Source organism: Corynebacterium sp. ACRQJ (assembly GCF_022346045.1).
Classification (GTDB): domain Bacteria; phylum Actinomycetota; class Actinomycetes; order Mycobacteriales; family Mycobacteriaceae; genus Corynebacterium; species Corynebacterium evansiae.
Genome location: NZ_JAKRMT010000004.1, coordinates 82,341 through 107,304 on the forward strand (window position 1 = coordinate 82,341; position 24,964 = coordinate 107,304).

At 65.3% G+C, this 24,964-nt stretch carries 25 protein-coding genes; 17 read left to right on the plus strand and 8 right to left on the minus strand.

Annotated features, from left to right (window positions below; all coding sequences use genetic code 11):
* Positions 1-67: 67 nt before the first annotated feature.
* The 16 genes from hisD to pyk all read left to right on the plus strand — a co-directional run bounded on the left by hisD (position 68) and on the right by pyk (position 15,785).
* The gene (gene hisD, locus MHX52_RS03770; RefSeq protein ID WP_239316645.1) at positions 68-1,420 is read left to right on the plus strand and encodes a histidinol dehydrogenase; all 1,353 of its coding nucleotides are present in this window, start codon (positions 68-70) and stop codon (positions 1,418-1,420) included.
* Positions 1,421-1,423: 3 nt separating this feature from the next.
* Complete coding sequence (locus MHX52_RS03775) at positions 1,424-2,545, plus strand: histidinol-phosphate transaminase (protein ID WP_239316647.1); 1,122 nt, start codon at positions 1,424-1,426, stop codon at positions 2,543-2,545.
* A 66-nt stretch (positions 2,546-2,611) separates the two neighbouring features.
* Positions 2,612-3,226, plus strand: a complete 615-nt coding sequence (gene hisB, locus MHX52_RS03780) for an imidazoleglycerol-phosphate dehydratase HisB (RefSeq protein ID WP_005295849.1) — start codon at positions 2,612-2,614, stop codon at positions 3,224-3,226.
* Positions 3,226-4,575, plus strand: a complete 1,350-nt coding sequence (locus MHX52_RS03785; protein WP_239316649.1) for an MFS transporter — start codon at positions 3,226-3,228, stop codon at positions 4,573-4,575. The genes hisB and MHX52_RS03785 overlap by 1 nt, the downstream gene beginning before the upstream one ends.
* Positions 4,576-4,586: 11 nt before the next feature.
* Positions 4,587-5,315, plus strand: a complete 729-nt coding sequence (gene hisH, locus MHX52_RS03790; protein WP_239316651.1) for an imidazole glycerol phosphate synthase subunit HisH — start codon at positions 4,587-4,589, stop codon at positions 5,313-5,315.
* 69 nt (positions 5,316-5,384) lie between these two features.
* Positions 5,385-6,161 carry a bifunctional 1-(5-phosphoribosyl)-5-((5-phosphoribosylamino)methylideneamino)imidazole-4-carboxamide isomerase/phosphoribosylanthranilate isomerase PriA gene (gene priA / locus MHX52_RS03795; RefSeq protein WP_239316653.1) on the plus strand — a complete coding sequence of 259 codons (777 nt, stop codon included), beginning with the start codon at positions 5,385-5,387 and terminating at the stop codon, positions 6,159-6,161.
* Positions 6,161-7,138, plus strand: a complete 978-nt coding sequence (locus MHX52_RS03800) for an inositol monophosphatase (RefSeq protein ID WP_049049448.1) — start codon at positions 6,161-6,163, stop codon at positions 7,136-7,138. The genes priA and MHX52_RS03800 overlap by 1 nt, the downstream gene beginning before the upstream one ends.
* Positions 7,135-7,917 carry an imidazole glycerol phosphate synthase subunit HisF gene (hisF, locus tag MHX52_RS03805; protein WP_035005421.1) on the plus strand — a complete coding sequence of 261 codons (783 nt, stop codon included), beginning with the start codon at positions 7,135-7,137 and terminating at the stop codon, positions 7,915-7,917. The genes MHX52_RS03800 and hisF overlap by 4 nt, the downstream gene beginning before the upstream one ends.
* Positions 7,914-8,285: a phosphoribosyl-AMP cyclohydrolase gene (gene hisI / locus MHX52_RS03810; protein WP_035005420.1), complete on the plus strand. Its 372-nt coding sequence runs from the start codon at positions 7,914-7,916 to the stop codon at positions 8,283-8,285. Before hisF ends, hisI begins: the two co-directional genes overlap by 4 nt.
* A 1-nt stretch (position 8,286) precedes the next feature.
* Positions 8,287-9,858, plus strand: coding sequence for an anthranilate synthase component I (locus MHX52_RS03815; protein ID WP_239316655.1), 1,572 nt, complete (start codon positions 8,287-8,289; stop codon positions 9,856-9,858).
* Complete coding sequence (locus MHX52_RS03820) at positions 9,855-10,562, plus strand: TIGR02234 family membrane protein (protein ID WP_239316656.1); 708 nt, start codon at positions 9,855-9,857, stop codon at positions 10,560-10,562. The genes MHX52_RS03815 and MHX52_RS03820 overlap by 4 nt, the downstream gene beginning before the upstream one ends.
* A 19-nt stretch (positions 10,563-10,581) precedes the next feature.
* Complete coding sequence (gene trpC, locus MHX52_RS03825; protein WP_035005418.1) at positions 10,582-11,391, plus strand: indole-3-glycerol phosphate synthase TrpC; 810 nt, start codon at positions 10,582-10,584, stop codon at positions 11,389-11,391.
* 18 nt (positions 11,392-11,409) lie between these two features.
* Positions 11,410-12,699, plus strand: coding sequence for a tryptophan synthase subunit beta (trpB, locus tag MHX52_RS03830; protein WP_070489069.1), 1,290 nt, complete (start codon positions 11,410-11,412; stop codon positions 12,697-12,699).
* 3 nt (positions 12,700-12,702) lie between these two features.
* Positions 12,703-13,473 (plus strand): tryptophan synthase subunit alpha, encoded by a 771-nt coding sequence (gene trpA, locus MHX52_RS03835; protein ID WP_239316658.1) that lies wholly within the window; start codon positions 12,703-12,705, stop codon positions 13,471-13,473.
* Complete coding sequence (lgt, locus tag MHX52_RS03840) at positions 13,470-14,333, plus strand: prolipoprotein diacylglyceryl transferase (RefSeq protein WP_239316660.1); 864 nt, start codon at positions 13,470-13,472, stop codon at positions 14,331-14,333. Before trpA ends, lgt begins: the two co-directional genes overlap by 4 nt.
* Before the next feature lie 33 nt (positions 14,334-14,366).
* A complete protein-coding gene (pyk, locus tag MHX52_RS03845; RefSeq protein ID WP_051901707.1) occupies positions 14,367-15,785 on the plus strand; it encodes a pyruvate kinase in 1,419 nt (472 codons plus the stop codon).
* Here the strand turns inward: pyk and MHX52_RS03850 are convergent.
* Entirely contained in the window at positions 15,767-16,999 is a 1,233-nt protein-coding gene (locus MHX52_RS03850) for an amidohydrolase (protein ID WP_239316662.1), read from the minus strand. The genes pyk and MHX52_RS03850 overlap by 19 nt on opposite strands.
* A gap of 41 nt (positions 17,000-17,040) precedes the next feature.
* Entirely contained in the window at positions 17,041-18,408 is a 1,368-nt protein-coding gene (locus MHX52_RS03855) for a DUF4921 family protein (protein WP_239316663.1), read from the minus strand.
* A 98-nt stretch (positions 18,409-18,506) separates the two neighbouring features.
* Between MHX52_RS03855 and MHX52_RS03860 the strand changes: the two genes are divergently transcribed.
* Positions 18,507-18,896, plus strand: coding sequence for a hypothetical protein (locus tag MHX52_RS03860; RefSeq protein WP_239316665.1), 390 nt, complete (start codon positions 18,507-18,509; stop codon positions 18,894-18,896).
* Here MHX52_RS03860 and MHX52_RS03865 read toward each other — a convergent pair.
* The 6 genes from MHX52_RS03865 to MHX52_RS03890 form a co-directional block, all read right to left on the minus strand.
* Positions 18,877-19,998 (minus strand): HNH endonuclease signature motif containing protein, encoded by a 1,122-nt coding sequence (locus MHX52_RS03865; RefSeq protein WP_239316667.1) that lies wholly within the window; start codon positions 19,996-19,998, stop codon positions 18,877-18,879. The two genes, MHX52_RS03860 and MHX52_RS03865, sit on opposite strands and share 20 nt — an antisense overlap.
* 92 nt (positions 19,999-20,090) lie before the next feature.
* Positions 20,091-20,864 carry an amino acid ABC transporter ATP-binding protein gene (locus tag MHX52_RS03870; protein WP_304504279.1) on the minus strand — a complete coding sequence of 258 codons (774 nt, stop codon included), beginning with the start codon at positions 20,862-20,864 and terminating at the stop codon, positions 20,091-20,093.
* Between the two features lie 8 nt (positions 20,865-20,872).
* The gene (locus MHX52_RS03875) at positions 20,873-21,820 is read right to left on the minus strand and encodes an amino acid ABC transporter permease (RefSeq protein WP_049049419.1); all 948 of its coding nucleotides are present in this window, start codon (positions 21,818-21,820) and stop codon (positions 20,873-20,875) included.
* Positions 21,817-22,773, minus strand: a complete 957-nt coding sequence (locus MHX52_RS03880) for an ABC transporter substrate-binding protein (protein WP_049049418.1) — start codon at positions 22,771-22,773, stop codon at positions 21,817-21,819. The genes MHX52_RS03875 and MHX52_RS03880 overlap by 4 nt, the downstream gene beginning before the upstream one ends.
* Positions 22,774-22,781: 8 nt before the next feature.
* Positions 22,782-24,185 carry a PepSY domain-containing protein gene (locus MHX52_RS03885; protein ID WP_239316669.1) on the minus strand — a complete coding sequence of 468 codons (1,404 nt, stop codon included), beginning with the start codon at positions 24,183-24,185 and terminating at the stop codon, positions 22,782-22,784.
* A 69-nt stretch (positions 24,186-24,254) separates the two neighbouring features.
* Positions 24,255-24,866, minus strand: coding sequence for a TetR/AcrR family transcriptional regulator (locus tag MHX52_RS03890; protein ID WP_239316670.1), 612 nt, complete (start codon positions 24,864-24,866; stop codon positions 24,255-24,257).
* Positions 24,867-24,964: the final 98 nt, after the last annotated feature.

Sequence of the window (24,964 nt, forward strand, 5' to 3'; positions counted from 1 at the left end):
CCGCACATAATTAACCAGTATCAACCAGTTTTAATCAGTATTAATCAGTAAGGAAGCTGCGTACACGATGACTAGCGCCCAGCTGGACTTTAGCCGGATCGATCTGCGGGGTCAGGCCCCGACTACCGCCGAGCTGCGCCATCGGCTGCCGCGCGGTGGCACGGACGTGGACTCGGTGATCCCCACCGTTGCACCGATCGTCGACCAGGTGCGCGAGGGCGGGGCACGCGCGGCGCTGGAGATCGGGCAGCGCTTCGATGGCGTCACCCCGGAATCGGTGCGGGTTCCTGCCGAGGTTATTGACGCCGCCGTGGGGACTTTGGCCGACGATGTGATCGCTGCGCTCGAAGAGGCCATCAAGCGGGTGCGTGCCTTTCACTCTGCGATCCGGCCTGAGGACAAGCAGGTGGAGGTCGCGCCGGGCGGCATTGTGACCGAGCGTTTCATCCCCGTACAGCGCGTAGGCCTGTACGCGCCGGGCGGCAACGCGGTGTACCCGTCGAGCGTGATCATGAACGTCGTGCCAGCCCAGGAGGCCGGGGTGGAGTCCCTCGTGGTGGCCTCCCCGCCGCAGGAGGGCGGCTGGCCGCACCCGACCGTGCTGGCGGCCTGCAAGCTGCTGGGCGTGGACGAGGTCTGGGCCGTCGGTGGGGCGCAGGCCGTGGCGCTGCTCGCGCACGGCTCCGCGGCAGAAGGCGGCGAGGAGCTGGAGCCGGTGGATATGGTGACCGGCCCGGGCAACATCTTCGTCACCGCTGCCAAGCGGTTGTGCCGCTCTGTGGTGGGCATCGACTCCGAGGCGGGCCCGACAGAGATCGCCGTGCTGGCCGACGAGAGCGCCAACGCGGTGGAGATCGCCTACGACCTGATTAGTCAGGCGGAGCACGACACGATGGCGGCCTCCGTGCTGATCACGGACAGTGAGAAGCTGGCCGACGAGGTCGTGGCCGAGATGAACGAGCGCTACCACATCACCGAAAACTCCGAGCGCGTCGCCGAGGCCTTGAGCGGACAGCAGTCCGGAGTGGTGCTCGTGGACGACATCGCCGCGGGCATCCGCGCGGCGAACGCCTATGGCGCCGAGCACCTGGAGATCCACACCGAGGACGCCCACGGGGTAGCAGCGCAGATCACCAACGCCGGTGCGATCTTCATCGGCCGCTTCAGCCCGGTACCGCTGGGAGACTATGCCGCTGGCTCCAACCACGTGTTGCCGACCTCCGGGACGGCGCGGCACTCCTCGGGGCTGTCCACGCTGACTTTCCTGAAGTCCGTGCACGTCATCGACTACAACGAGGAAGGCCTGCGGGGCGTGGCCGACACGGTGATCACCCTGTCGAAGTCCGAGGGGCTGCCCGCCCACGGTGAAGCCATCAGTGCACGCACCAGCACCGCAAACACCAACGGAACGGAGGTCTAGACCATGGCCGAGCAGAACAACCAGATCTCCCTGGCCGACCTGCCACTGCGCGAAGAGCTGCGCGGCAAGTCCGCCTACGGAGCCCCGCAGCTGTCCGTAGCCAACCAGCTAAACACCAACGAAAACCCCTACCCGCCGTCGCCGGAGATTGTCGAGGGCATCGCCCGCCGCGTGGCGGAGCTGGGCAAGCAGCTGAACCGTTATCCCGACCGCGACGCAGTGGGGCTGCGCGAGGCCCTGGCGGCGTACGTTAGCCAGCAGACGGGTGTGGGCGTCACTAAAGAACAGGTATGGGCAGCCAACGGTTCCAACGAGGTATTGCAGCAGCTCCTGCAGGCTTTCGGTGGGCCCGGGCGCAGCGCGATGGGCTTCGTGCCGAGCTACTCCATGCACCCGATCCTGGCGGCGGGCACGCAGACGGAGTTTGTTACGGTCGAGCGCCGCGCCGAGAACCGCTTCGACATCGACGTGGACGAGGCACTCGCCGCCATCGACGAGCGCCAGCCGAACGTCATCTTTATTACGACGCCCAACAACCCCACGGGCAACAGCACACCGTTGGCCGACATCGAGCGGATCCTGCAGGCAGCCCCCGGCATTGTGATTGTGGACGAGGCCTACGCGGAGTTCTCCGACGAGCCGAGCGCGGTGGGGCTGCTGGAGCAGTACCCGACGAAGCTGGTGGTTTCCCGCACCATGTCCAAGGCCTTCGACTTCGCCGGCGGGCGGCTGGGCTACTTCGTGGCCCACCCGGCGTTTATCGAGGCCGTGATGCTGGTGCGCCTGCCGTACCACCTGGCGACCCTGTCGCAGGCGGCGGCGGAAGTGGCGCTGGAACACTCCGCGGCCACGCTGCAGACGGTGGCGAAACTGCGCCAGGAGCGCGACCGAGTGGTTGCCCGCCTGCGCGAGCTGGGCTACGACGTGATCGACTCGCACTCGAACTTCGTGTTCTTCGGCGGCTTCGACTGCGTCGGCGATTCGGCCGCGGTGTGGCAGCGATTCCTGGACCAAGAGGTGCTGATCCGCGACGTCGGTGTGGCAGGCTGGCTGCGCGCAACTGTCGGGCTGCCGGAGGAAAACGATGCGTTTCTTGCCGCCGCCGCCAAGATGATGGACGATTAGACACATTAGACAGACGTTTCAAGAGCTTTTAGAGAACGAGACCAGAGAGGTAGGTGCAAAGCCACCGTGGCCACGAACCCCACCCCGCGCATCGGGAAGGCCCAGCGCGCCACCAAAGAATCAGATATTCAGGTCGAGTGGAACCTGGACGGCACCGGAAAGACCGACATCGATACGGGAGTGCCGTTCTTCGACCATATGCTGACCGCCCTCGGCGCGCACGGTTCCTTCGACCTGAAGGTGCACGCCCGCGGCGACGTGGAGATCGACGCGCACCACACCGTCGAGGACACCGCCATCGTCATGGGGCAGGCCCTGGCGCAGGCGTTGGGCGACAAGGCGGGGATCCGCCGCTTCGGCGATGCTTTCATCCCGATGGACGAGACGCTGGCGCACGCTGCTGTGGACGTGTCTGGCCGCCCGTACTACGTGGGCGTGGGGGAGCCTGAGCAGATGCTCAGCGCGGTGATCGGTGGGCACTACGCCACCGTCATCAACCAGCACTTCTTTGAGACCCTGGCGCTGAACTCGCGCATTGCCCTGCACGTGCGCTGCCTGTACGGCCGCGACCCGCACCACATCACCGAGGCGGAATTCAAGGCCGTGGCCCGCGCGCTGCGCGCCGCCGTGGAGGACGACCCGCGCGTGGGCGGGGTTCCGTCGACCAAGGGAACTCTGTAATGGCGCGCCCGAAGGCGCTGACCATTGAAGAACTAGAAAAGATCGATTCCGTGTGGAAGGCCCCTGGCCTGATCGCCACACTGGTGTCGGTCTTCTGTGCGTTCGGTGGCTGGGCGCTACTCCTGCCGGTCATCCCCCTGGCCGTGATCGATGGGGGCGGAACCGATAGCGTGGCGGGCCTGTCCACGGGCGTGTTCATGGCCGCCACCGTGCTGACGCAGGCCTTCACCCCGCGCCTCCTGCGCGCCGTGGGCTATGCGCCCGTGATGCTGGGTGCCGCGCTGCTGCTGGGCTTCCCGGCATTGGCGTATGTGGCCGACATGTCCGCGGTGACGGTGCTGGCCATCGCCGCCGTGCGCGGCGTGGGCTTCGGTGCGGTGACGGTGACGGAGGCCGCGCTGATTGCGGAGCTGGTGCCGCCGCGCCTGGTGGGGCGCTCCTCTGGCGTGTTCGGCGCGACGGTGGGTGTGACACAGCTGATTAGCTTCCCGCTGGGTATGTGGCTCTACGGCAGCTTCGGCCTGGTCGGAGTGTGCTCGGCCGCGGCGCTGTACTCGGCCGTGGGTGCCCTGGCTGCGCTGCAGCTGCCGAAGGTCGAGCGCGAGAACTCGCCCGGTGTGGCCGCCGATATTCCCGACAATGCAACCGCGCAGACGGACTACACGCCGGAGGCGCCGCGCGTGGCCACGTGGAAGCTGGCCACCGTGCCGGGGCTTTCCATCGGTGCGGCCGCCGTGGGCTTCGCCGGGTTCAGCACGTTCCTAGCGCCCGCCGCCGGCGAGATCGACGTGGCAGTGGCCGCCACCATCTCCGGCTTGGCGCTGAGTGTGGTGGGCTTGATGCAGATCGGCTCCCGCCTGTTCAGCGGTTGGTACGCCGACCGCGTGGGCGAGCCGGGTCGCCTGAACGCGCTAGGCCTGGTGCTGTGCATGGTGGGACTGGCCTCCGCGGCGATCATGCTGGCCGTGCACCCCACGGGCGGGGTGTTGCTGCTCTGGTCGCTGCTGTCGGCTGCGTTCTTCGGCGCGGGCTTCGGCATCAACCAGACCGAGGCGCTGCTGATGCTCTTTGACCGCTTGCCCAGGGCTGAATCCGCCAAGGCCTCGGCGCTGTGGAACATGACCTTCGACGGCGGCACCGGTGTGGGCGCGATCCTGCTGGGATTCGTGGCCGGTGCGCTGACCTACCAGGGGGCCTTCATCACCGCCGGGGTGGTCGCCGCGTTCGGCTTTGTGGTCGCTATCCTCGACCGGATTGTGGGGCGTCACCGCGTCGCCGAGTACGGCAATGTGCGCGAAACATTGCGCCGAGTGCGACGGCGTGAACTGCGCCCGGGTAAGTCCGGCTAGGATAACCAGTTATGAATTCTTCTCTTTCTTCTCGACGCCCACATGTCGCCCTCCTGGACTACGGCAGCGGAAACGTACGCTCCGCCCAGCGAGCGGTTGAAAGGGCAGGCGCCGAGGTCGAGGTGACCCGCGACCCGGAGACGGTACAGCGGGCCGACGGGCTGCTAGTGCCGGGTGTGGGAGCCTACAGTGCGTGCATGAAGCAGCTGCACAGCGTGTATGGGGACCGTCTGATCGGTCAGCGACTGGCGGGCGGGCGCCCGGTGCTGGGCATCTGCGTGGGCATGCAGATCCTCTTCGACCGGGGAGTGGAGTTCGCGGAAGGCACGGGAGAAGCTGGCGCGGGGGAGGCAGCCTTTACGGAGGGCATGGGCGAGTGGCCCGGCACCGTGGAGAAGCTGGATGCCGATGTGCTGCCGCACATGGGATGGAACACCGTGGGGGTCGGCGATGGTTCGTCGGCCAGCGCGCTGGGCAAGCCCGCTGCCGAACCGACGAAGATGTTCGCCGGGATCAAGGAGTCCGAGCGTTTCTACTTCGTCCACTCGTATGGAGTGCAGGAGTGGGAGCTGCTGACTGATGGGCGCACCGAGCCGCCGCTGGTGCACTGGGCGAGCCACGGCCGCAGCCGCTTCGTCGCAGCCGTGGAAAACGGTCCGCTCTGGGCTACCCAGTTCCACCCGGAGAAGTCCGGCGAGGCAGGGCTGCAGCTGCTGCAAAACTGGGTGGACACGCTCTAGCTCTAGAAATAGCACTAGTTTTCCTGGATTTGATCTTCGACGGCCTCGATACACGTTAGGATTCTTCCTATGGCTTCTACTGATAATTCCCGTGCTCTGACCCTGCTTCCCGCCGTCGACGTAGCCGACGGCCAGGCCGTCCGCCTAGTACAGGGCGCGGCGGGCACGGAAACCAGCTACGGAGCACCGATCGAGGCCGCCCTGGCCTGGCAGAACGCGGGCGCGGAGTGGATCCACCTGGTGGACCTCGACGCAGCCTTCGGCCGGGGCAGCAACTTCGAGCTGCTGAAGGAGGTCACCGGCCAGCTGGACGTGAACGTGGAGCTGTCCGGCGGCATCCGCGACGACGAGTCGCTGGAGCGCGCTCTGTCCACCGGCTGCCGCCGCGTGAACATCGGCACCGCTGCGCTGGAGGATCCGGACTGGTGCGAGTCCGTCATCTCCCGCTACGGCGACAAGGTGGCCATCGGCCTGGACACCCGCGAGGTCGACGGCGAGTGGCGCCTGCGCGGCCGCGGCTGGACCTCCGACGGCGGCGAGCTGTGGGAGGTACTGGAGCGCCTGGATTCCCAAGGGGTTTCCCGCCTGGTGGTCACCGACGTCAGCCGCGACGGCATGCTAAACGGCCCGAACATCGACCTGCTGCGTGAGGTGGCTGCTGCCACCGACGCGCCGGTAGTGGCCTCCGGTGGCATCTCCAGCCTGGACGACATCCGCGCGCTGGCGGCTGTGGTGCACGAGGGCGTGGACTCCGCGATCGTGGGCAAGGCACTGTACGCGGGCAAGTTCACCCTGGAGGAGGCCCTGGAAGCGGCCCAGGAAACGGCAAGGGGGAGCGACAACTAATGACAGCCTTCCACGGACTGTCCCCGGAGGAACTGGATACCCGCTCGCTGCTGGCCATCGCCGAGGCGGCGGTGGACGAGGCCGAGACGACGTTTACCGCCGCCGTCGGCGCGGAGCCGGAGGTCATTAAGTCCCCCGGCGACTTCGCCACCGAGGCGGACTTAAGCGTCGAGCGCCAGCTGCGCACGCTGCTGACGCAATACACCGGCCTGCCCGTGCACGGCGAGGAATTCGGTACGGTGCGCCCCGGCGAGATCCCGGGGGAGAACATCACCGAGCCGAACCCCAGCGACGCGATGGCGGACGGGCTGGACGGCCCGCGCCGCAAGTCGCTCGAGGTCGGGGACCAGGAACTGCCGGAAACCTTCTGGGTGGTAGACCCCATCGACGGCACCGCCAACTACGCTGTGGGAAATCCTTTTGCCTGCATCCTGGTTTCACTGGTGCACCAGGGGCAGACCATGGTCTCCGTCACCGAGATGCCGCTGCTGGGCAAGCGCATCACCGCCCGCCGAGGCGAGGGGCTGCTGGTGGACGGCCACCCGGCCCGCGCCATGCCGCCGTCGGATCCGGGCGTGACGCAGATCAGCTTCGGCTCCATCCTGTCGCAGCGCCGCGGCAACCTGCCGATTTCCTACCGCCAGGACATGCTGAACGAGATCGGCAAGTCCTATCCCCGCATGCGCGTCACCGGCTCGGTGGGCATCGACCTGGCCTTCACCGCCGCCGGCGTGTTCGGCGGTACGGTCACCTTCAGCCCGAACCTGTGGGACAACGCGGCGGGCATCCTCGCAGTGGAGGAAAACGGCGGCATTGCCACCGACTTCGCGGGCAACCCGTGGCGCCCGGGCGTTTCCGGCCTGGTCGCAGGCGAGCCGGAGGTGCACGCCACCATCCTGCAGCACATTCAGGCCGTGCCGATCGGCACCGCCGCCCGCAACGCCCAGGAGATCCGCGATCGAGGGGGCATCCGATGAGTGTTACCGTGCGCGTTATCCCGTGCCTGGACGTGGACAACGGCCGCGTCGTCAAGGGTGTGAACTTCGAGGGCCTGCGCGACGCTGGTGATCCCGTGGAGCTGGCCAAGCGCTACGACGCACTGGGCGCCGACGAGCTGACCTTCCTGGACGTCTCCGCCTCCAAGGATGGCCGCGGCACCATGCTGGACGTCGTGCGTCACACCGCCGACCAGGTGTTCATCCCGCTGACCGTCGGCGGGGGAGTGCGCAGCGAGGAGGACGTAGACGCCCTGCTGCGCGCCGGCGCCGACAAGGTCAGCGTCAATTCCTCGGCGGTCGCCCGACCCGAGCTGCTGCGCGAGCTCTCCCAGCGCTTCGGCGCGCAGTGCATCGTCCTATCCGTGGACGCCCGCCGCGTGAAGGACCCCGCGGAGGTGGAAAAGTACCCCTCCGGCTTTGAGGTCACCACCCACGGCGGCACCAAATCCGCCGGGCTGGATGCCATCGAGTGGGCCCGCAAGGGCGAGGAGCTGGGCGTGGGGGAGATCCTGCTGAACTCCATGGACGGCGACGGCACCAAGGCCGGCTTCGACATCGAGATGCTGCAGGCCGTGCGCAAAGCCGTCTCCATTCCCGTCATTGCCTCCGGCGGCGCTGGCGCCCCGGAACACTTCCCACCAGCCGTGGAGGCCGGCGCGGATGCCGTACTGGCGGCCTCCATCTTCCACTTCGGCGAGGTGGAGATCCGCGAGGTCAAGCAGGCCCTGGCCGATGCGGGCTACGAGGTACGGCTGTGAGCAGTGCAGACTCCAACACAGACCCGGCAAGCTACGAGCTAGACCGCGCCATCGCCGAGCGCGTCCGCTTTAACGCAGACGGCCTGGTGCCCGCCATCGTCCAGGACATCACGAATGGTGACGTGCTGATGATGGCGTGGATGAACGACCACGCCCTAGCTCACACCCTGGCCACCAAGAAGGGCACCTACTGGTCCCGGTCGCGCCAGTCCTACTGGATCAAGGGCGAGACCAGCGGCCACACCCAGCGCGTCGAAGAGGTGCGCCTGGACTGCGACGGCGATACGGTGCTGCTGAAGATCGAGCAGACCGGCGCGGCCTGCCACACCGGCGACCGCACTTGTTTTGACGCCGACCGCTTGGCCTAACATGTCAGACATGGGTGACAACACTTCCAGCAAGTCCATCGGTGACCTGACAAGCCTTGAGACCTTCCGCGAGCTCGCGGCCAACCACCGCGTGGTGCCCGTGGTTCGCAAGGTCCTCGCCGATGGGGAGACCGCCCTGTCCGCCTACCGGAAGCTCGCCGACGGCCGACCCGGCACGTTCCTGCTGGAATCGGCGGCGCACGGCCAGTCGTGGGATCGCTACTCCTTCATCGGCACCGGAGCCCGCTGCGCGCTGACGGTCAAGGGTGGCGTGGACGGCGGCGCGGCACGTTGGATCGGCCAGCCTCCGGTGGACATCCCAGAGGGCACCGACCCGCTAGATGCGATCCGCAACACGCTGGCACACCTGCAGACCGCCCCGATGCCCGGACTGCCACCGCTGACCAGCGGCCTGGTGGGCTACATGGGCTACGACATGATCCGCTACATCGAAAATGTGCCGGACACCTGCACCGACGACCTGAACATTCCCGACATGGTGCAGCTGCTGGTGGAGGACATGGCCGTCGTCGACCACTACGAGGGCACCATCTGGCTGATCGCCAGCGTGATCAACTGGGATAACTCCGACGAGCGCGTGGACGAGGCATACGCCGAGGCAGTCACACGTCTAGACACCATGGTGGAACGGCTGGCCACAGGCGCGGCAGGGGGCGTCACTACCTTCGAAACCCCCACACCTAAGTACCGCAGGCAGCGCACCTACGACGACCACCGCGAGCGCATCGGCAAAGTCAAGGAGCACATCAAGGCCGGCGATGCTTTCCAGGTGGTGCTCTCGCAGCGCTTCGAAATGGAGACCGACGTCGACCCGATCGACATCTATCGCATGCTGCGGGTATCGAACCCTTCGCCCTACATGTTCCTGGTTAACGTGCCTACCGAGGGTTTTGACGCCACCGCGTTCCACATCATCGGCTCCTCCCCGGAATCGCTGGTGCAGGTCCGTGACGGCAATGTCACGACGTTCCCCATCGCCGGATCCAGGCCGCGCGGCGAGACAGTGGAGCAGGACTTCGCCTTCGAACGCGAGCTGGTCAACGACGAGAAGGAAAACTCCGAACACCTGATGCTGGTGGACCTGGGGCGCAACGACCTCGGAAGGGTCAGCGAGCCCGGCACGGTGGAAGTGCACGACTTCCGCCACGTGGAGCGCTATTCGGCGGTGATGCACCTGGTATCCGGTGTCAGCGGCAAGCTGGCCGCGGGGAAGACGGCGGTGGATGCATTCAATGCGACGTTCCCGGCCGGGACCCTGTCGGGCGCGCCGAAGCCCTCGGCGCTGAAGATCATCGACACGCTGGAGGACACGCGCCGCGGAGTGTACGGCGGCACGGTCGGCTACTTCGACTTTTCCGGCAACACCGACCAATCCATAGCCATCCGCACTGGGCTGTACAAGGACGGCACTGTGTACGTCCAAGCTGGCGGCGGAATCGTAGCGGACTCCGACCCGGAGGCGGAGGACCTGGAGACCCGCAACAAGGCCGCGGCGGTGCTGCGGGCGGTGGCTGCGGCGGAGACCATGAAGAACGCAGGGGAGAAGCAGTGAGCAAGAGCACGGCAGAGGACATAAAAGGGGACGTAACCCAGAAGGCCAAGCGCATCCGGCAGATCGCGCTGCTGTGCGTGGTGCTGAGCGCGGCGGGCCTGTGGGGAGCAAGCCGCCTGAAGTTTGTGACCGTGGCCGTCGACGACGACAAGGCCGGGGCCTCCACCAAGGAGCTCGTGGGATCCGTGTGGGACCCCGCGCTGGTGCCGCTGGCGCTGGCGATGGTGGCCGCGCTGATCCTCTCGATGGCGGTGCAGCCCATGGTCCGGCGGGTGCTGGGTGTGGTGATCGTCGCGCTGGCGGCCACCGCCAGCTTCCGCGCAGTGCAGCTTCTAAGCAGCGACGTGGACCTGGCTCGCGCGCAGAGCCTGCTGCGAAGCGGCGCGGCCACGCAAAAGGAATCCGACCCGGTGCAGATCTCCGAATGGGCGCGAGTGATCAGCGGTGATGTGCACTCGCTGGGCATCGTGCTGGTGCTTGTCGCGGCGGCAATCGGTGTGATCGGTGGTGCGATCCTGATTCTGCGGCCCGGCCAGGAGTCCAGGGGGCACAGCCGCTACGAGACCCCGGAGGTGCGCCGCGCGGACGCGGAGGAGGACCTCGCGGAGAATCCAGATTCAACCCGCGTGCTGTGGGACGCCCTGGATGCGGGGGTGGATCCGACCGAAGAATCCGATTTCTCCCGCACCAAGCAGGGGCGATAAGCTCAGAGGTGTGACACACATGACTGTTCTCGACCAGATCATCGCCGGGGTGCTAGAAGACCAGGCCGAGCGGGAAGCCAAGATTCCATACAAGGAGATCAAGGCCATGTCCCTGGACGCACCTCCGGCGCTCGACGCCCACGCCGCGCTGGCCGCCCCCGGGGTCAGCCTCATCGCCGAGGTGAAGCGCGCCAGCCCCTCTAAGGGAGATCTCGCCGAGATCGCCGAGCCGGAAGTGCTGGCGAAGGCCTACGAGGACAACGGGGCCACCGCCATCAGTTGCCTCACCGAGCAGCGCCGCTTCAAGGGCTCCCTCGAGGACTTCGACGCGGTGCGCCGCGCGGTGAACATCCCGCTGCTGCGCAAGGACTTCACGGTGAACCCGTACCAGATCCACGAGGCGCGGGCGCACGGCGCGGACATTGTGCTGCTCATCGTCGCCGCCCTCGAGCAGCAGCGCCTGGAATCCCTGCTGGACCGAACCGAGTCCCTGGGCATGACCGCCCTGGTGGAGGTCCACACCGCCGAGGAGGCCGAACGCGCTGTTGCCGCCGGTGCCAAGGTCATTGGCGTCAACGCCCGAAACCTCAAGACGCTGGACGTCGACCCGCAGGTGTTCAGCAAAATCGCCCCAACACTTCCGGACGACGTAGTGAAGATCGCAGAATCGGGCGTCAAGAATAAAAACGACCTCAACGCCTATGCCGCAGCGGGCGCGGACGCAGTGCTCGTCGGCGAAGGCCTGGTCACCGCAGGTAACCCAGCACAGGCGTGCCGGGACCTTGCCGCAGCGGGGAAGCACCCCGCCTGCCCCCAAAAAAATTCCTAAGCGATAGCATATAAAACTGTGACTACCGAGAAGACCTTCAAGAACGCCGACGCGCAGGGCAAGCGCCTGCCGACGGTAGGCGAGATCCTGGCGACCGCCACCCACCACGAGCCCGACGAGCGCGGACACTGGGGTGACTTCGGCGGCCGCTACGTCCCCGAGGCCCTCATGGCAGTGATCGAGGAGATCACCGATGCCTGGGCGAAGGCCCGCTCGGACCAGGGCTACCTGGACCAGCTCGACGAGCTGCACCGCACCTACACCGGCCGCCCGTCGCCGCTGTACTACGCGGCCCGCTTCTCCGAGGCCGTGGGTGCCGAAGTGTGGCTGAAGCGCGAAGACCTCAACCACACCGGCTCCCACAAGATCAACAACGTGCTGGGGCAGGTGCTGCTGGCCAAGCGCATGGGCAAGACCCGCGTGATCGCGGAGACCGGCGCGGGCCAGCACGGTGTGGCCACGGCGACGGCCTGTGCGCTGCTCGGCCTGGAATGCCGGATCTACATGGGGGCTGTGGACGCCGAACGTCAGGCCCTCAACATTGCCCGCATGCGCCTGCTCGGCGCCCACGTGGAGGTAGTGGAGATCGGCTCCCGCACCCTGAAGGACGCCATCAACGAGGCCATGCGCTTCTGGGTTTCCAACGCCGACGACACCTACTACTGCTTCGGCACCGCCGCCGGCCCGCACCCGTTCCCGCAGATGGTGCGCGACCTGCAGCGCGTGATCGGTGTGGAGGCGCGCCAGCAGCTGCTGGCCGAAACCGGCAAGCTGCCCGACGCCGTGGTGGCCTGTGTGGGCGGCGGCTCCAACGCGATCGGCCTGTTCCACCCGTTCATCGAGGACGAAGGCGTGGACATCGTCGGCGCTGAGGCCGCGGGCGACGGTGTGGAGACTGGGCGCCACGCCGCGCCGATCAACCTGGGGCTGCAGGGCGTGTTCCAGGGTTCCTTCGCCGACCTGATGCAGGACGAGGACGGGCAGATCATCGAATCGCACTCCATCTCCGCCGGGTTGGACTATCCGGGAGTGGGGCCGGAGCACTCTAAGCTGCACGCGGAGGGGCGCGCCCGCTACCTGCCGATCACCGACTCCGAGGCCATGGACGCCTTCAAGCAGCTGACCCGCCTGGAGGGCATCATCCCCGCCATTGAGTCCTCTCACGCCGTGGCCGCCGCCATCAAGGTGGCCGCGGAGAAGCCGGGCGCCACGCTGATTGTGAACATTTCCGGCCGCGGCGACAAGGACGTCAACACTGCCGCGAAGTGGTTCGACATGCTGGATCAGAAGAGCGAGAAGGACAGCTAACCCATGACCTCCCGACTTTCTAAGGTTTTCACCGACGCGCGCGCCGAGGGGCGAGCCGCACTCGTGGCCTACTTCCCGGCCGGCTATCCCACGGTGGCTAAGTCCAAGGAGCTTGTCGCCGAACTGGCCCAGCACGCCGACCTGATCGAGGTGGGTATTCCGTTCACTGACCCGATGATGGACGGCCCGACCATCCAGGCCGCCGCCAACGAAGCGCTGGCCAATGGTTTTCGGGTGAAGGACACTCTCGACGTCGTCCGCGCCGTTACCGAGGCCGGCGGCCAGGCCGTCATCATGTCCTATTGGAACCCCGTGCTGCAGTACGGCCCGGAGAAGTTCGCCGCCGACCTGGCCGCCGCCGGGGGACTGGGATCCATCATCCCGGACCTGCTGCCGGAGGAAGCCGGCCGTTGGGCGGAGGCCTGCAAGGCCAACGACCTATCGCCGGTCTATCTCGTCGCGCCCTCCACCACGCCGGAGCGCATGGCCCTTACTGTTGACGCCGGCGACGGCTTCATCTACGCCGCATCCCACATGGGTGTGACGGGCGCGCAGGACGAGGTCTCCAGTTCCGCCGAGGAGCTGGTCGCCCGCGTTCGCGAGGCCACGGATCTGCCGGTGGCAGTGGGGCTGGGTGTGAAAACCGGCGAGCACGCGGCGAACATCGCCTCCTACGCAGACGGCGTGATCGTCGGCTCCGCGCTGATCCAAGCCGCAGCCGAAGGCAATCTGAGCGAGCTGGCCGCAGAGCTGGCGCGAGGCGTTCGCGCATGATCGCGGCGGCCATTCCTTCGCCACCGCAGGGTGTCTGGGAGCTAGGCCCCATTCCCATCCGCGCCTACGCGCTGTGCATCCTCACGGGCGTGATCGTGGCCTACTTCTGGACCCGCCGCCGCTACGCGAAGCTCGGCGGGGACCCGGAGGTCACCGTCGACGCGCTGCTCGTCGCCGTGCCCGCGGGCATCATCGGCGCCCGGATTTACCACGTGATCACCGATCACGATAAGTATTTCGGCGAGGGCAAAGACCCCACCCAGGTGTTCAACATCACCAATGGCGGTTTGGGGATCTGGGGCGGAGTTGTCCTGGGCTCCCTGGCCGTGTGGCTGTTGTTCAAGGCAAAGGGGCTGCCGCTGGGGACCTTCGCCGCCGCCGTGGCGCCGACGGTACCGCTGGCGCAGGCCATCGGCCGGCTGGGCAACTGGTTCAATCAGGAACTCTACGGCGGGCCGAGCGACGCCCCCTGGGCGCTGGAGATCTACCGCCGTGTGGACGAAAACGGCTACTCCGCGCCCATCACCGGGCACTCCACTGGGGAAGTGCTGGCCACCGTCCAGCCGACGTTCCTCTACGAGTTGATCTGGAACCTGCTCGTGGTCGTACTGCTGCTCGTCGCGGAACGCTACTGGCGCGTTGGCGGGGGCAGGCTGTTCACCCTCTACGTCATGGGCTACACCTTCGGCCGCTTCTTCATCGAAAACATGCGAACAGACGCCGCCACCACCGTATTCGGCGACGTGCGCATCAACGTTGTCGTTTCCGCAGTGGTGTTCCTCGCCGCGACAGCACTGTTCGTCTGGTGGACAGTGCAGCAACGCAAGGCTGAGGGCGTCACAAAAGAAGAAACGAAGTAGCGGGGACAACGGCGCGGGACTATCCTCGAGTCCGTGAATAGAAGAACCAAGATTGTTTGCACCCTGGGTCCCGCGGTCGCTTCGAAGGAGCAGATTCGCGGGCTCGTAGACGCAGGAATGAACGTTGCGCGCCTCAACTTTTCCCACGGCGAGCACGCAGACCACGAGCAGAACTACAACTGGGTTCGACAGGCCACCGATGAATCCGGCAAGGCCGTCGGTATCCTCGCCGACCTGCAAGGCCCGAAGATCCGCCTGGGACGTTTCGCAGAGGGCGCAACCGTCTGGGCGACAGGCGAGACCGTGCGCATCACCGTCGACGACGTGCAGGGCACGCACGACCGCGTGTCCACCACCTACAAGGGCCTGGCCCGCGACGCCCGCCCCGGCGACCGCCTGCTGGTCGACGACGGCAAGATCGCGCTGGTGTGCAAGGAAGTCGACGGCAACGACGTCGTGTGCGAGGTCACCGAGGGTGGCCCGGTTTCCAACAACAAGGGTGTCTCCCTGCCAGGCATGAACATCTCCGTGCCGGCGCTGAGCGAGAAGGACACCGAAGACCTGCGCTTCGCCCTGCAGCTGGGCGTGGACTTCATCGCCTTGTCCTTCGTGCGCAGCCCCTCCGACGTGGAGCTGGTGCGCGACATCATGGACGAAGTTGGTCGCCGCGTGCCGGTGATCGCCAAGCTGGAGAAGCCGGAAGCAGTCGACGCGCTGGAGCCGGTTATTCTGGCCTTCGACGCAATCATGGTCGCCCGCGGTGACCTGGGCGTGGAGGTGCCGCTGGAGGACGTGCCGCTGGTGCAGAAGCGCGCCATCCAGATCGCCCGCGAGAACGCAAAGCCAGTGATCGTGGCAACGCAGATGCTGGACTCCATGATCGAGAACTCCCGCCCGACGCGCGCCGAAGCCTCCGACGTGGCCAACGCCGTGCTCGACGGTGCGGATGCCGTGATGCTCTCCGGCGAGACCTCCATCGGCAAGCACCCGATCACCACCGTGGAGACGATGGCCCGCATCGTCCGCGCCGCAGAGATCGACGGAGAAGTGCCGCCGCTGACGCACCGCCCGCGCACCCGCCGCGGCGTGATTTCCTACGCAGCCAAGGACATCGGCGAGCGCCTGAACGCGAAGGCACTGGTGGCCTTCACCTCCTCTGGCGATACAGCCAAGCGCGTGGCGCGCCTACGCTCCCACCTGCCGCTGCTGGTGTTCACGCCCTCCCAGGCCGTGCGATCGCAGCTGGCGCTGACGTGGGGCGTAGAGACGTTCCTTATCGAGGACGTGAAGTCCACCGACGAGATGATGGATACCGTCGACCACCACCTGCTGGCCATGCCGGAGTACAAGTACGACGACATGATGGTCGTTGTTGCCGGCTCCCCACCCGGGATTTCCGGCAACACCAACATGATCCAGGTGCACCTGCTGGGTCAGGAGCGGAAGAGGTAACTCAGCGTCGCGGCCAACGCCGCGTCCGTGGAGGTGCCCAGCGCCTCAATGCGCGGGGCGAAAGCACCGTGGTGGTTGCCCGGCACCGGATCCCCGGAAGCCCACAGCTCCGGATCCGTGGTGCCGATAGTCCAGAAAAGGTAAGGCACGCCGAAGTGGCGGGGGATCTCCGAGAAGTCCTCGGAGGCTGTCCAGGGTTCGGCGTCAATAGAATCCTCCCCGAAGACCGCATCGAACACCGGGCGTACGTGCTCGAACGTGCTGGGGGTATTGTCGGTGAGCTCGCCGTGGGCGGAGTACTCGAACTCGGGCGGAAGCTCGCAGCCGGAAGCATCGCACTCGGCGCGGACGACCCGCTCGATGGCGGCGTAGGTCTTGTCGCGTACGTCCGTGTCGTAGAAGCGGCAGTTAAGCACCAGCGTGGCATCTTCCGGGATGGTGTTGTTCGTGTGCCCGGAGGACAGAGTGCCGACGGTGATGACGGCGAAGTCCGACGGGGCAACCTCGCGGCCGACGATGCCCTGCAGGCGGACAACGATCATCGCTGCCAGGAACGTCGGGTCGATTGATTCCTGCGGGCGCGAGCCGTGGGAAGACTTGCCGTAGAGCTTGATGGTGATCGTGTCGCAGGCTGCCAGCACCGGACCGGGCGCGGACATGACGGTGCCGAGGCGGCCGGGTAGGACGTGCTGGCCCAGGCACACATCGGGGGTGGGGATCTTCTCCGCCAGGCCGTCGTTGATCATGTTGCTGGCGCCGGCGGTGACCTCCTCCGCGGGTTGGAACAGCGCAATGAAGGTGCCGTGCCAGGCATCGCGGCGCTCGTCGAGAACCGCACACAGACCCATGAGTGCCGCGGCGTGCATATCGTGGCCGCACGCATGCATGACCCCGTCGTTCTTGGAGGCATAGGGCAGACCCGTTGTTTCCTGCACGGGGAGGGCATCGAAGTCGGCGCGCATGAGGACGGTTGGCTCGTCTGCGCTGGTTGCCTCGCTGCTCGGGTTACGGAACACGGCGGTGACGCCATAACCCCCGATACCCGTGGTCACCTCACAATCCATCTGCGCCAACCGCGCAGTAATGTGCTTGGCGGTCTGCTCCTCCTGCAACGACAACTCGGGGTTCTCGTGCATCCACTGGTAGAAGCTATCCTGCCAGCTCAGATCCACGCCGTGGTTTGCGATGAACTCTGCAATATCTGCGTTGCGCAAAGCGAAACTTGTCCTTTCTAGCGGATTAGCGGATTAGCGGATTAGCGGATGGCCGGGTTGTACTTCAGCATGTTGGGGCGGGTGGCGCAGTCGTCGCCAAGGCGGATACCCGGGGCCAGCTGACCTTCCTCCTGAGCCTTAACCAGGGCATTGAGCACGCGCTCCCGGAGGTCCGCCGGGGAAATGGTGTTGATGAAGATCTTCGTGCCGCCTTCGAAACCGGCCATGGTGGATACGCGCCATTTAATGACGATGCGCCAGGGCATCGGGACGTCAACGTCGAGGGGACGGTGCAGCCACTCCTCATTGCAGGAGATGTGCGGCCCGGCGGCGACGTGACAGGCGTGAACCAAATCCGAGACGGCATCGCGTTCGGTGTCAGACATCAGCCAAGGTTCGGTCGTGGCGGACTTGGAGAAAACCTCGAGGGTCGGCCAACGGTGCCCAAAACCAGCAAATGCAATGGCGTGGTCGTTCTCGGCGATGACGAGGTTGTGGCGGGCGGCGTAGTCGACGGCCCACTCGTTGTACATGTTCGGGTTCGCGCGGACCTGGGCGATCTCCAGCTCGTTCTGCAGGCCGTGCTCGTCGATGGCAACGAGCTGCTTGTGGAGGTGCTCGAAGCTGGCGCCCGCCGGGGCGAGCCAGTTCTGGAACGCGGCGACGTAGCGGACGTAGCGGTTCGCGCGGTAGAGGCGATCCATGCCGTCGACGGTGAAGGCGATGAAGTGGCGGTGGTTCTCCCAGCTGAGAGTGCCGCTGGAGGCCAACTGGTCGGTAGTGTCTGCGCCGGGGACGTAGTGGTCGCGGGCGATGATCACGTCGTGGCCGCCGGCGAAGAGCCCGGCGCTTTTCTCGTAGAGGGTTTGCATGCGACTTTCGGGGGAGAAGAGCTCGTCGAGTTCTTCTTGTGTGGTGCCGCCGGCAGACCACTTGGCGCGCAGGATCTGCTCGACGTGATCCTGGCCGGCTTCCTCGGCCAGGTAGTCGGTCATGTGCTTGGCGGCGGCGGGGTTCATCCGGTAGCCGTAGTTCATGAGCCAGTAGTCGTAGGTGAGGATCTCGAAAAGGTTCGCCACGCGGCGGAACAGCGGTTCGGTTTCCTCCAGCTCGCTCACCGGCAGTCCGCGCAGGATGTGTGCCTGCCCGTCCTCGTCGAGCACGAGGCGGGACTTCTCCGGCGGGGTGTCCAGCTTGCGGTTCAGGCCGAATGCGGTGGCGGAGTCGCGGTCGCCGACGGTGCGCACCTCTGGACGGTGCTCGGCGATGGGGCGGTTGCCGCGGCCGGGTACGGTCCACACTTCGGTGCCGGAAAACGGGTTGACCTGTTTGATCGTTCCGTCCGGCAGGGTGGTCAGGGGCGGTACGGGCGCGGGGTGCGAAGCATGGGAACCAATCACGGCACACATTCTAGTAGGTTTCCTGTTCTATCGATCACACCGCCGTGCACTCCGCCGACGTGCCGCCGTGCTTGCTGTTCGCTGCTGCGTGCTGCCACACTAGGGGAATGCCAAAGATTATTTTCAGGCTGCTGGCTAACCAGGAGCAGCTGGCCGCTATCGAGCAGGATTTCCGCTCCATGATCTCCGCCCTCGGCGAAGCGTTCGAGGGCACGCTAAATCTCCAGTCCGGGCAAGCTGCAGACCCCGAACTGGTCACTACCTGGGTGGAGCTTTTCGGCGAGAGCCCCGACGAGGGCAACGACCCCGTCACCGGCGCCGAGCTAACCGTCGACGTTGTCCGCTATGACATCGGCTCCGTCTCCGGCCTAGCGATGCACTTCGCCGAGCTCCTCACGGTCCGCGAGAAGGAACCTGCCGAGCCGCTTCTGCGCCAGGTCCAGGACGACCCTGGCACACCTCGCGTGCCTTGGCACGTCACTGTGGCTTCGGTATAACTCCTCTCGCGTGGGTGGTGAACTGCTCTCCGTGGTGGTTCACCCACTTGATTGTCCAACCGCCGTCGCTAGTGCTTGCGCGCCACTGCCCGTTAGTTTTCAGGTTGTGGTGGGCGCGACATAAACACTGCATATTTCGCACATCCGTCGCGCCGCCCGCCGAAGGATCCGTGTGGTTGTACGGCACGATGTGGTCTTTGTCGCACATCGGCGCCGGGTGTTCGCACCCGGGGAAGCGGCAGGTGCCGTCCCGGCCGACGAGGAATTCCTTCATTTCTCTGCTTGGCGCGTACTGTTCCACGGCCGGCGGCACAGTCACGCTGTCCACGCGTTTGGCGAAGCTTTCGTACACGTCGGCCTGCTCGGTGCTGATTGCCCCGACTCCCGGGATGAACCCTGGGCCGCCTTCCCACCGGAAGACGTGGACGTGCACTACCGTGTTGGTTTCTTCGCCGCTGATCAGCCCCGCGATCACGTCCATCCGTGCTTGCGCGAGGTCGCAGTCTAGCTCCCCGGCCAGCACTTTCGCCTTCTTCGTTACTGCTTCCCACATGCGCTGCGATTGGTCTTTCGGCATGTTCAGCGTCCACCGGGAAAGCTCGGCGGTTCCGCCCAGCGTCGTCACTGATCCCTTAGTCGCGGACCGTTCCTCCGCCGCCGCCTTTTCGCCTTCGGCAAATGGGGTGGGGAAGTCCCGCGCGATCACTTCGCACAGGTATTCGCCCAGTTCCTTCGCCGTCGGCCCCTCCTCGCGTGCACTGATGCAGTCCACCGCGTGCTTCTCCAGGTAGCGGTTGAACTGTTCCATGTCCATGATCGCCTGCCCCGCCTCGTCGGGCTCCGTCAGCTGTGCCGCGTAGGCGTTGCGCACCCGCCACACTTGCTCGAGGTGCCGCACGCCGATCACCCCGGCTTTCAGCGCCGCCAGCCCTAGCATGTTCATCACGGCGAGTATCTGCGCCGCGTGCGAGAACACTATCGCATCCGCCGTCCCCGCCTTCCGCAGCGCTTGTATCCGCGCCACGGTCGGGTCGTCGATCACGCTGTAGGCATACGCCGCGTCGACCCTGTTGCACATCCGCCGCATCTCGTCGGCATCCATTTTTGCCCCCTTCTTGTCCGAGCGCCGCTTACCTTACACACGGCCCCGGACAACCCCTCGCCCTTCTTAGTGACGCCCCCTCATTTTCACCCCTAGAGCAGGCTCGATAGGAACTCTTGGGTGCGTTCGTGCTGCGGATTTCCAATGACTTCCGCGGCCGGGCCATGCTCCACGATCACGCCGCCGTCCATGAAGGCAACCTCGTCGGCGACTTCGCGTGCGAATCCCATCTCGTGGGTCACGACCAGCATCGTCATGCCGTCATCGGCCAGGCGGCGCATCACGTTCAGCACCTCGCCGACCAGCTCGGGGTCCAGCGCGGAGGTCGGCTCGTCAAAGAGCATCAGCTTCGGCCGCATTGCCAGTGCGCGGGCGATGGCCACGCGCTGCTGCTGTCCGCCGGAGAGCTGCACCGGGTAGGCGTCAGCCTTGTGGGCGAGCCCCACCTGGTCCAGCAGCTTGCGCGCGTGCTCGATCGCGTCGTCTTTGTCCTCGCCGCGCACTTGCACGGGCGCTTCGATGATGTTCTCCAGCACGGTGCGGTGGGTGAACAGGTTGAAGTGCTGGAACACCATTCCGATGTCCACGCGCTGCGCCGCTGCTTGCTTCGGCGTCAGCTCGTAGAGGTTGCCGTTCTTCTCGCGGTAGCCGATCAGCTCGCCGTCTACTTCAATCCGTCCGGAGGTGACCTTCTCCAGGTGGTTCACGCAGCGTAGCAGGGTGGACTTGCCAGAGCCGGAGGGGCCGATCAGGCAGGTCACGCCGCCGCGGGGGACTTCCAGGTCGATGCCTTTCAGAACGTCGAGCCGGCCGTAGCGCTTCCACACGTTCTTGATGGCAATCATCGGTGCGTTGGTTTCAGACATGGTGGTTACTAGTCCTTCTTTTCGTTCGGCCCGACAGTGATATTGCGTGGGGGTACGCCTTCGGCGTCAGCAAGAGCGGCGAGTTGGCGCTGCGTGAGCTGGCGCGACGATCCGCGAGAGAAGTAGCGCTCAACGTAGAACTGCCCAACCATCAGAATGCTGGTGATCACCAGGTACCACGTGGCGGCAACAAGCAGCAGCGGAACGGGCTGGAACAGTGAGTTAGAGATGTCGGTGGCGCGGCCGTAAAGCTCAGCGGTATAGGGCACGGCAATAACCAGCGAGGTGGTCTTCAGCAGCGAGATGAACTCGTTGCCCGTCGGCGGAATGATGATGCGCATGGCCTGCGGCATCACGGTGCGGCGCATATTCTGTCCCCAGGTCATGCCCAGTGCCTTCGAGGCTTCGGACTGTCCTTCGGGAACGGCCTGGATGCCGGCGCGGACGATTTCGGCCATGTAGGCGGCTTCGTTCAGGCCGAGGCCCAGCACGGCCAGGATGAAGGCGTTCTGCAGTACCTGCTCGAGGTCGATTTCGGCGAAGCCCACGCTCACGGACTGGTACAGGGAGCTCAGCAGGCCCCAGAACACCAGCTGCACGTACACGGGCGTGCCGCGGAAGACCCACAGGAACAGCCACGCCACACCCTGCAGCACGGGGTTCGGCGACATGCGCAGAACCGCGACGATCGCACCGATGACCACGCCGATGATCATCGCCAGGATCGTCAGCGCGATGGTGTGCATCGCCGCCTTTACGATGCGGGTATCCAGCAGGTACTGGAAGTAAGTGTCCCAGTGATAGGCCTCGTTTTGGGCTGCGGAGATGATGAACCACACCACGAGGGCCGCGAGGATGACCGCCGCGATCCAGCGGCCGGGGTGGCGTAGCGGGATCGCTTTGTTCTCGGTGGGGCGCCTACGCTGCGTTGCGGAGGAGGCGTTTGGGGTGCTCACTTGGTGCCTTCTTTCGGTTCGAGCGTGTGGGGCAGTTGGTAGGGCTTGAGGTTGAACGTCACTGCGTCTAACCCGCCATCTTCGAGTTCCCATTGTTTGAGGATGGCCTCGTAGGTGCCGTCGTTCATCATGGTCTGCATTGTTGCGGCCAGGGCTTTTCCAAGCGGGTTGTTCTTTTTGACGCCCATACCGAACGGGGCGGTATCGAAAGGTTCGCCAACCCGCACCAATTTGCCGTCAGAGCGGGCGATGGCGAAGTCGATCACCGGCGAGTCGGAGCTGTAGGCGTTTGCCTTCTTCAGAATGGTGGCGGTGGCGGCGGCGTCGGCCTTTTCGTAGACCAGCTTCTCAATCGGCTCCTTGCCCTGGGCTTCGCACTCGTCGGAGCGTCCCTGCACTTCGTCCGTGTCGGAGTAGGTGCCTTTCTGCACGGCGACCTTTAGGCCGCAGGCGTTGTCGGGGTCGATGTTGTCCTCGTTGCCGGGCTGGGTGGCCCAGGAGATACCGGCGCTGTAGAAGTCGACGAAGTCGTAGTTTTTCTGCCGCTCTTCGGTGTCTGTGAAGGCGCTGGCTCCGACGTCGACGGATCCGGCGCTGATGGCCGGCAGGATCAGGTTGAAGTCCATTTGGTTGACTTCGACGTCGAGGCCCATCATGGCACCGGCGGCGCGGATGAGGTCCATTTCGAAGCCGATGATGTTTCCGTCGGAGTCTTTAAACTCGTTGGGCGCGTAGGGCGGGTTGGTGCCGACGGTAATTTTTCCTTTGGCCTGGACGTCCGGGGGCACAAGGGCGGCGAGCTGCGGGTTCTTCGCCGGGAGGATTTCCTCCCAGCCTTCCGGGTTGCCGAGTTCTTCGTTGGTCACACACCCCGCCAGCGATGCTGAGAGCAGGATCGCGAGGGTGCCCTTGGCCACGGTACGGGCCAGAGAGCGTGGGTGGCTATGTTTCATACCGTGGATTATATCGGAGTATGTGAATATTCTTTAATGGCTTTCGTTCCCTGAACCTCCGCGTTGGGCCTGCCGGTCTTTTTTCCGCCGAGGAAGTTGAGTGCCAGGGAGATGCCGAACAGGATCGCGCCACTTGCCGCGAATAGGGGAGCGATCACGCTGTATCCGCCGAGCAGGATCCCCAGCGCTAGCCAGTGCTTCCAGGTGAGTTCTCGAAGGGCCACACGGGCGCCGCTGTTCTTGCCGCCGCGCCTGCGCCACCACATGATGTACCCGTACACCACGAGCGCGCCGATGCCTAGCGCCAGCAGTGCCAGTGCAATCTGGCTGACCAGCCCGAACAGGGTTCCCATGTGTAGCTGGATGATCCAGCTGGTCAGCTGGGCTGCGATGGGCCAGGAGCTAAACGGCAGGCGGTCGATAACTTCGCCGTTGTCGCCATTCACCGTGATTGCGTCGTTGTGCATCTTGTACGCCTGGCGCGGTTCGCTGACGGTCCACGCCTGGCCGGTTTCGCTCGGGGGAGCCAGCTGCAGGGTGCCGGTCAATCCCTCGTTACGGCCAACCTGGAGGGCCGTATCGGCCTGTGCCAGGTCGATCTCTACAGTTCCGCTGTGACCGCTGTGACCCGCGTGCCCTGCGTGCTCGCCGTGGCCGGCGTGACCAGAGCCGCCGATTTGCGCAGACTGTTCGCCGCTGATGTTCGTGTTCGGTTCGGGCGCCATCCAGTTCAGTTCTTCGCGGACAGTCGCGATGTTGTCGCCTGCGAAGTGGGACCAAGTCAGGCCGGAGACGCAGAGGAAGACCAGCCCCGGTGCGGCTATCAGCCCTATGAGGGTGTGGCGCTGCATGGCCTGGCGGCGGGACTTTTTCTTGGGCTTGCGCTGGCTCTTCTGTTTGCGCATGAACCACCACATGGCCACGCCGGTGACGGCCATTGGGCCTAGCCACGTCGCGGCGGTTTCGGAGTAGATGCGACCGGGCTCCCCCAGCCAAAGGCTGCGGTGGCCTTCGGATAGCCAGGCGCGGAACGGCAGGGAAGCGGCGCTACCGTACTGGGTGAGCTCGCCGGTAATGTGCAGATCACCCGGATCGACGAAGACTGCTCGGCTGTAGCTTTCCGAGGGCAGAGTTGGATCGGCGAAGAGCACACGGGTGGTCTTGCCCTCTTCGTCTGGGATCTGCACCTTAGCAACATCGAGGTCGGGGTGGATGCGCTTTGCGGCCTCTATTTGCTTGGCTACCGGCTGCGCTGGACTGCTTGAGGTGGCAGTCAGCTCAGACTTGTAGACCCACGTTTCGATGGTGGGGGCGAGTGCGTAGAAGAAGCCGGAGAAAGCGGCTACAAGGATGAGGGGTGCGATGAAGAGCCCAGCGAGGGTGTGGACTCTGCGAATAATTCTGCGAGACATGCTCCATTAGTCGCATGCCTGGCGGAATCGGTTCCCAATAGCGACGAGCGGGGTAGCACCCGGGGGTGGTTAGTAGGAGGGACGGTTCGTCTCAAGCGCCTGGAAAACGAAGTCCAGCTTCTTGTCGAGGATTCGCAGCGCCATGTCCTCGTCGTCCTCGCGGTCTGCGGGCAGCGAGTCCGTCATTGCGAAAAGCTCGAAGGAGTGCCTGAAAGGCCCGGAGCTGAACACGAAGTTCGTGACTACGTCGATGGCGAATAGGGCCTGTCCGCGGCTGAAACCGGCGTCATTAAGCCTTTCCAGAAGATTCGTGACGTGCTTTCGGTAGGCGAAAAGGCTGTTTGGGTGGCTCAGCAGGGCTTGTGCGAGGCCCGGGTAGGTGGAGCACATCCGCGATAGGTAGTAGGCGTAGTCGCGGAGCAGTTCCTTCCAATCGCCATCGGGGTATTCCCGTGGGCTATCGGTGATGTGTTCGATGCAGGCGGTCAGGAGCGTGTCGCGGCTGTAGATTCGGTACAGCGCGGACGTGGCCACTCCCAGGCCTTTGGCGACCTCAGACATGGTGAATTTATCAAGACCGATTGCAAGTGCCTGGTTGATGACGTCTTCGCGGTCGAAGGTGGGCTTCGGGCCGGTCTTGCGGTGAGGGCGTTTTCCTTCTGAGGGAAGCGGGGTGGACATGCAGTGAACATTAGTTCATTTTTTATTTATATTGCTAACAGGTGCCCCCGGAAAGAAAAGCAATTACCCCTGCTCTTTAAATGCTAAAGAACAGGGGC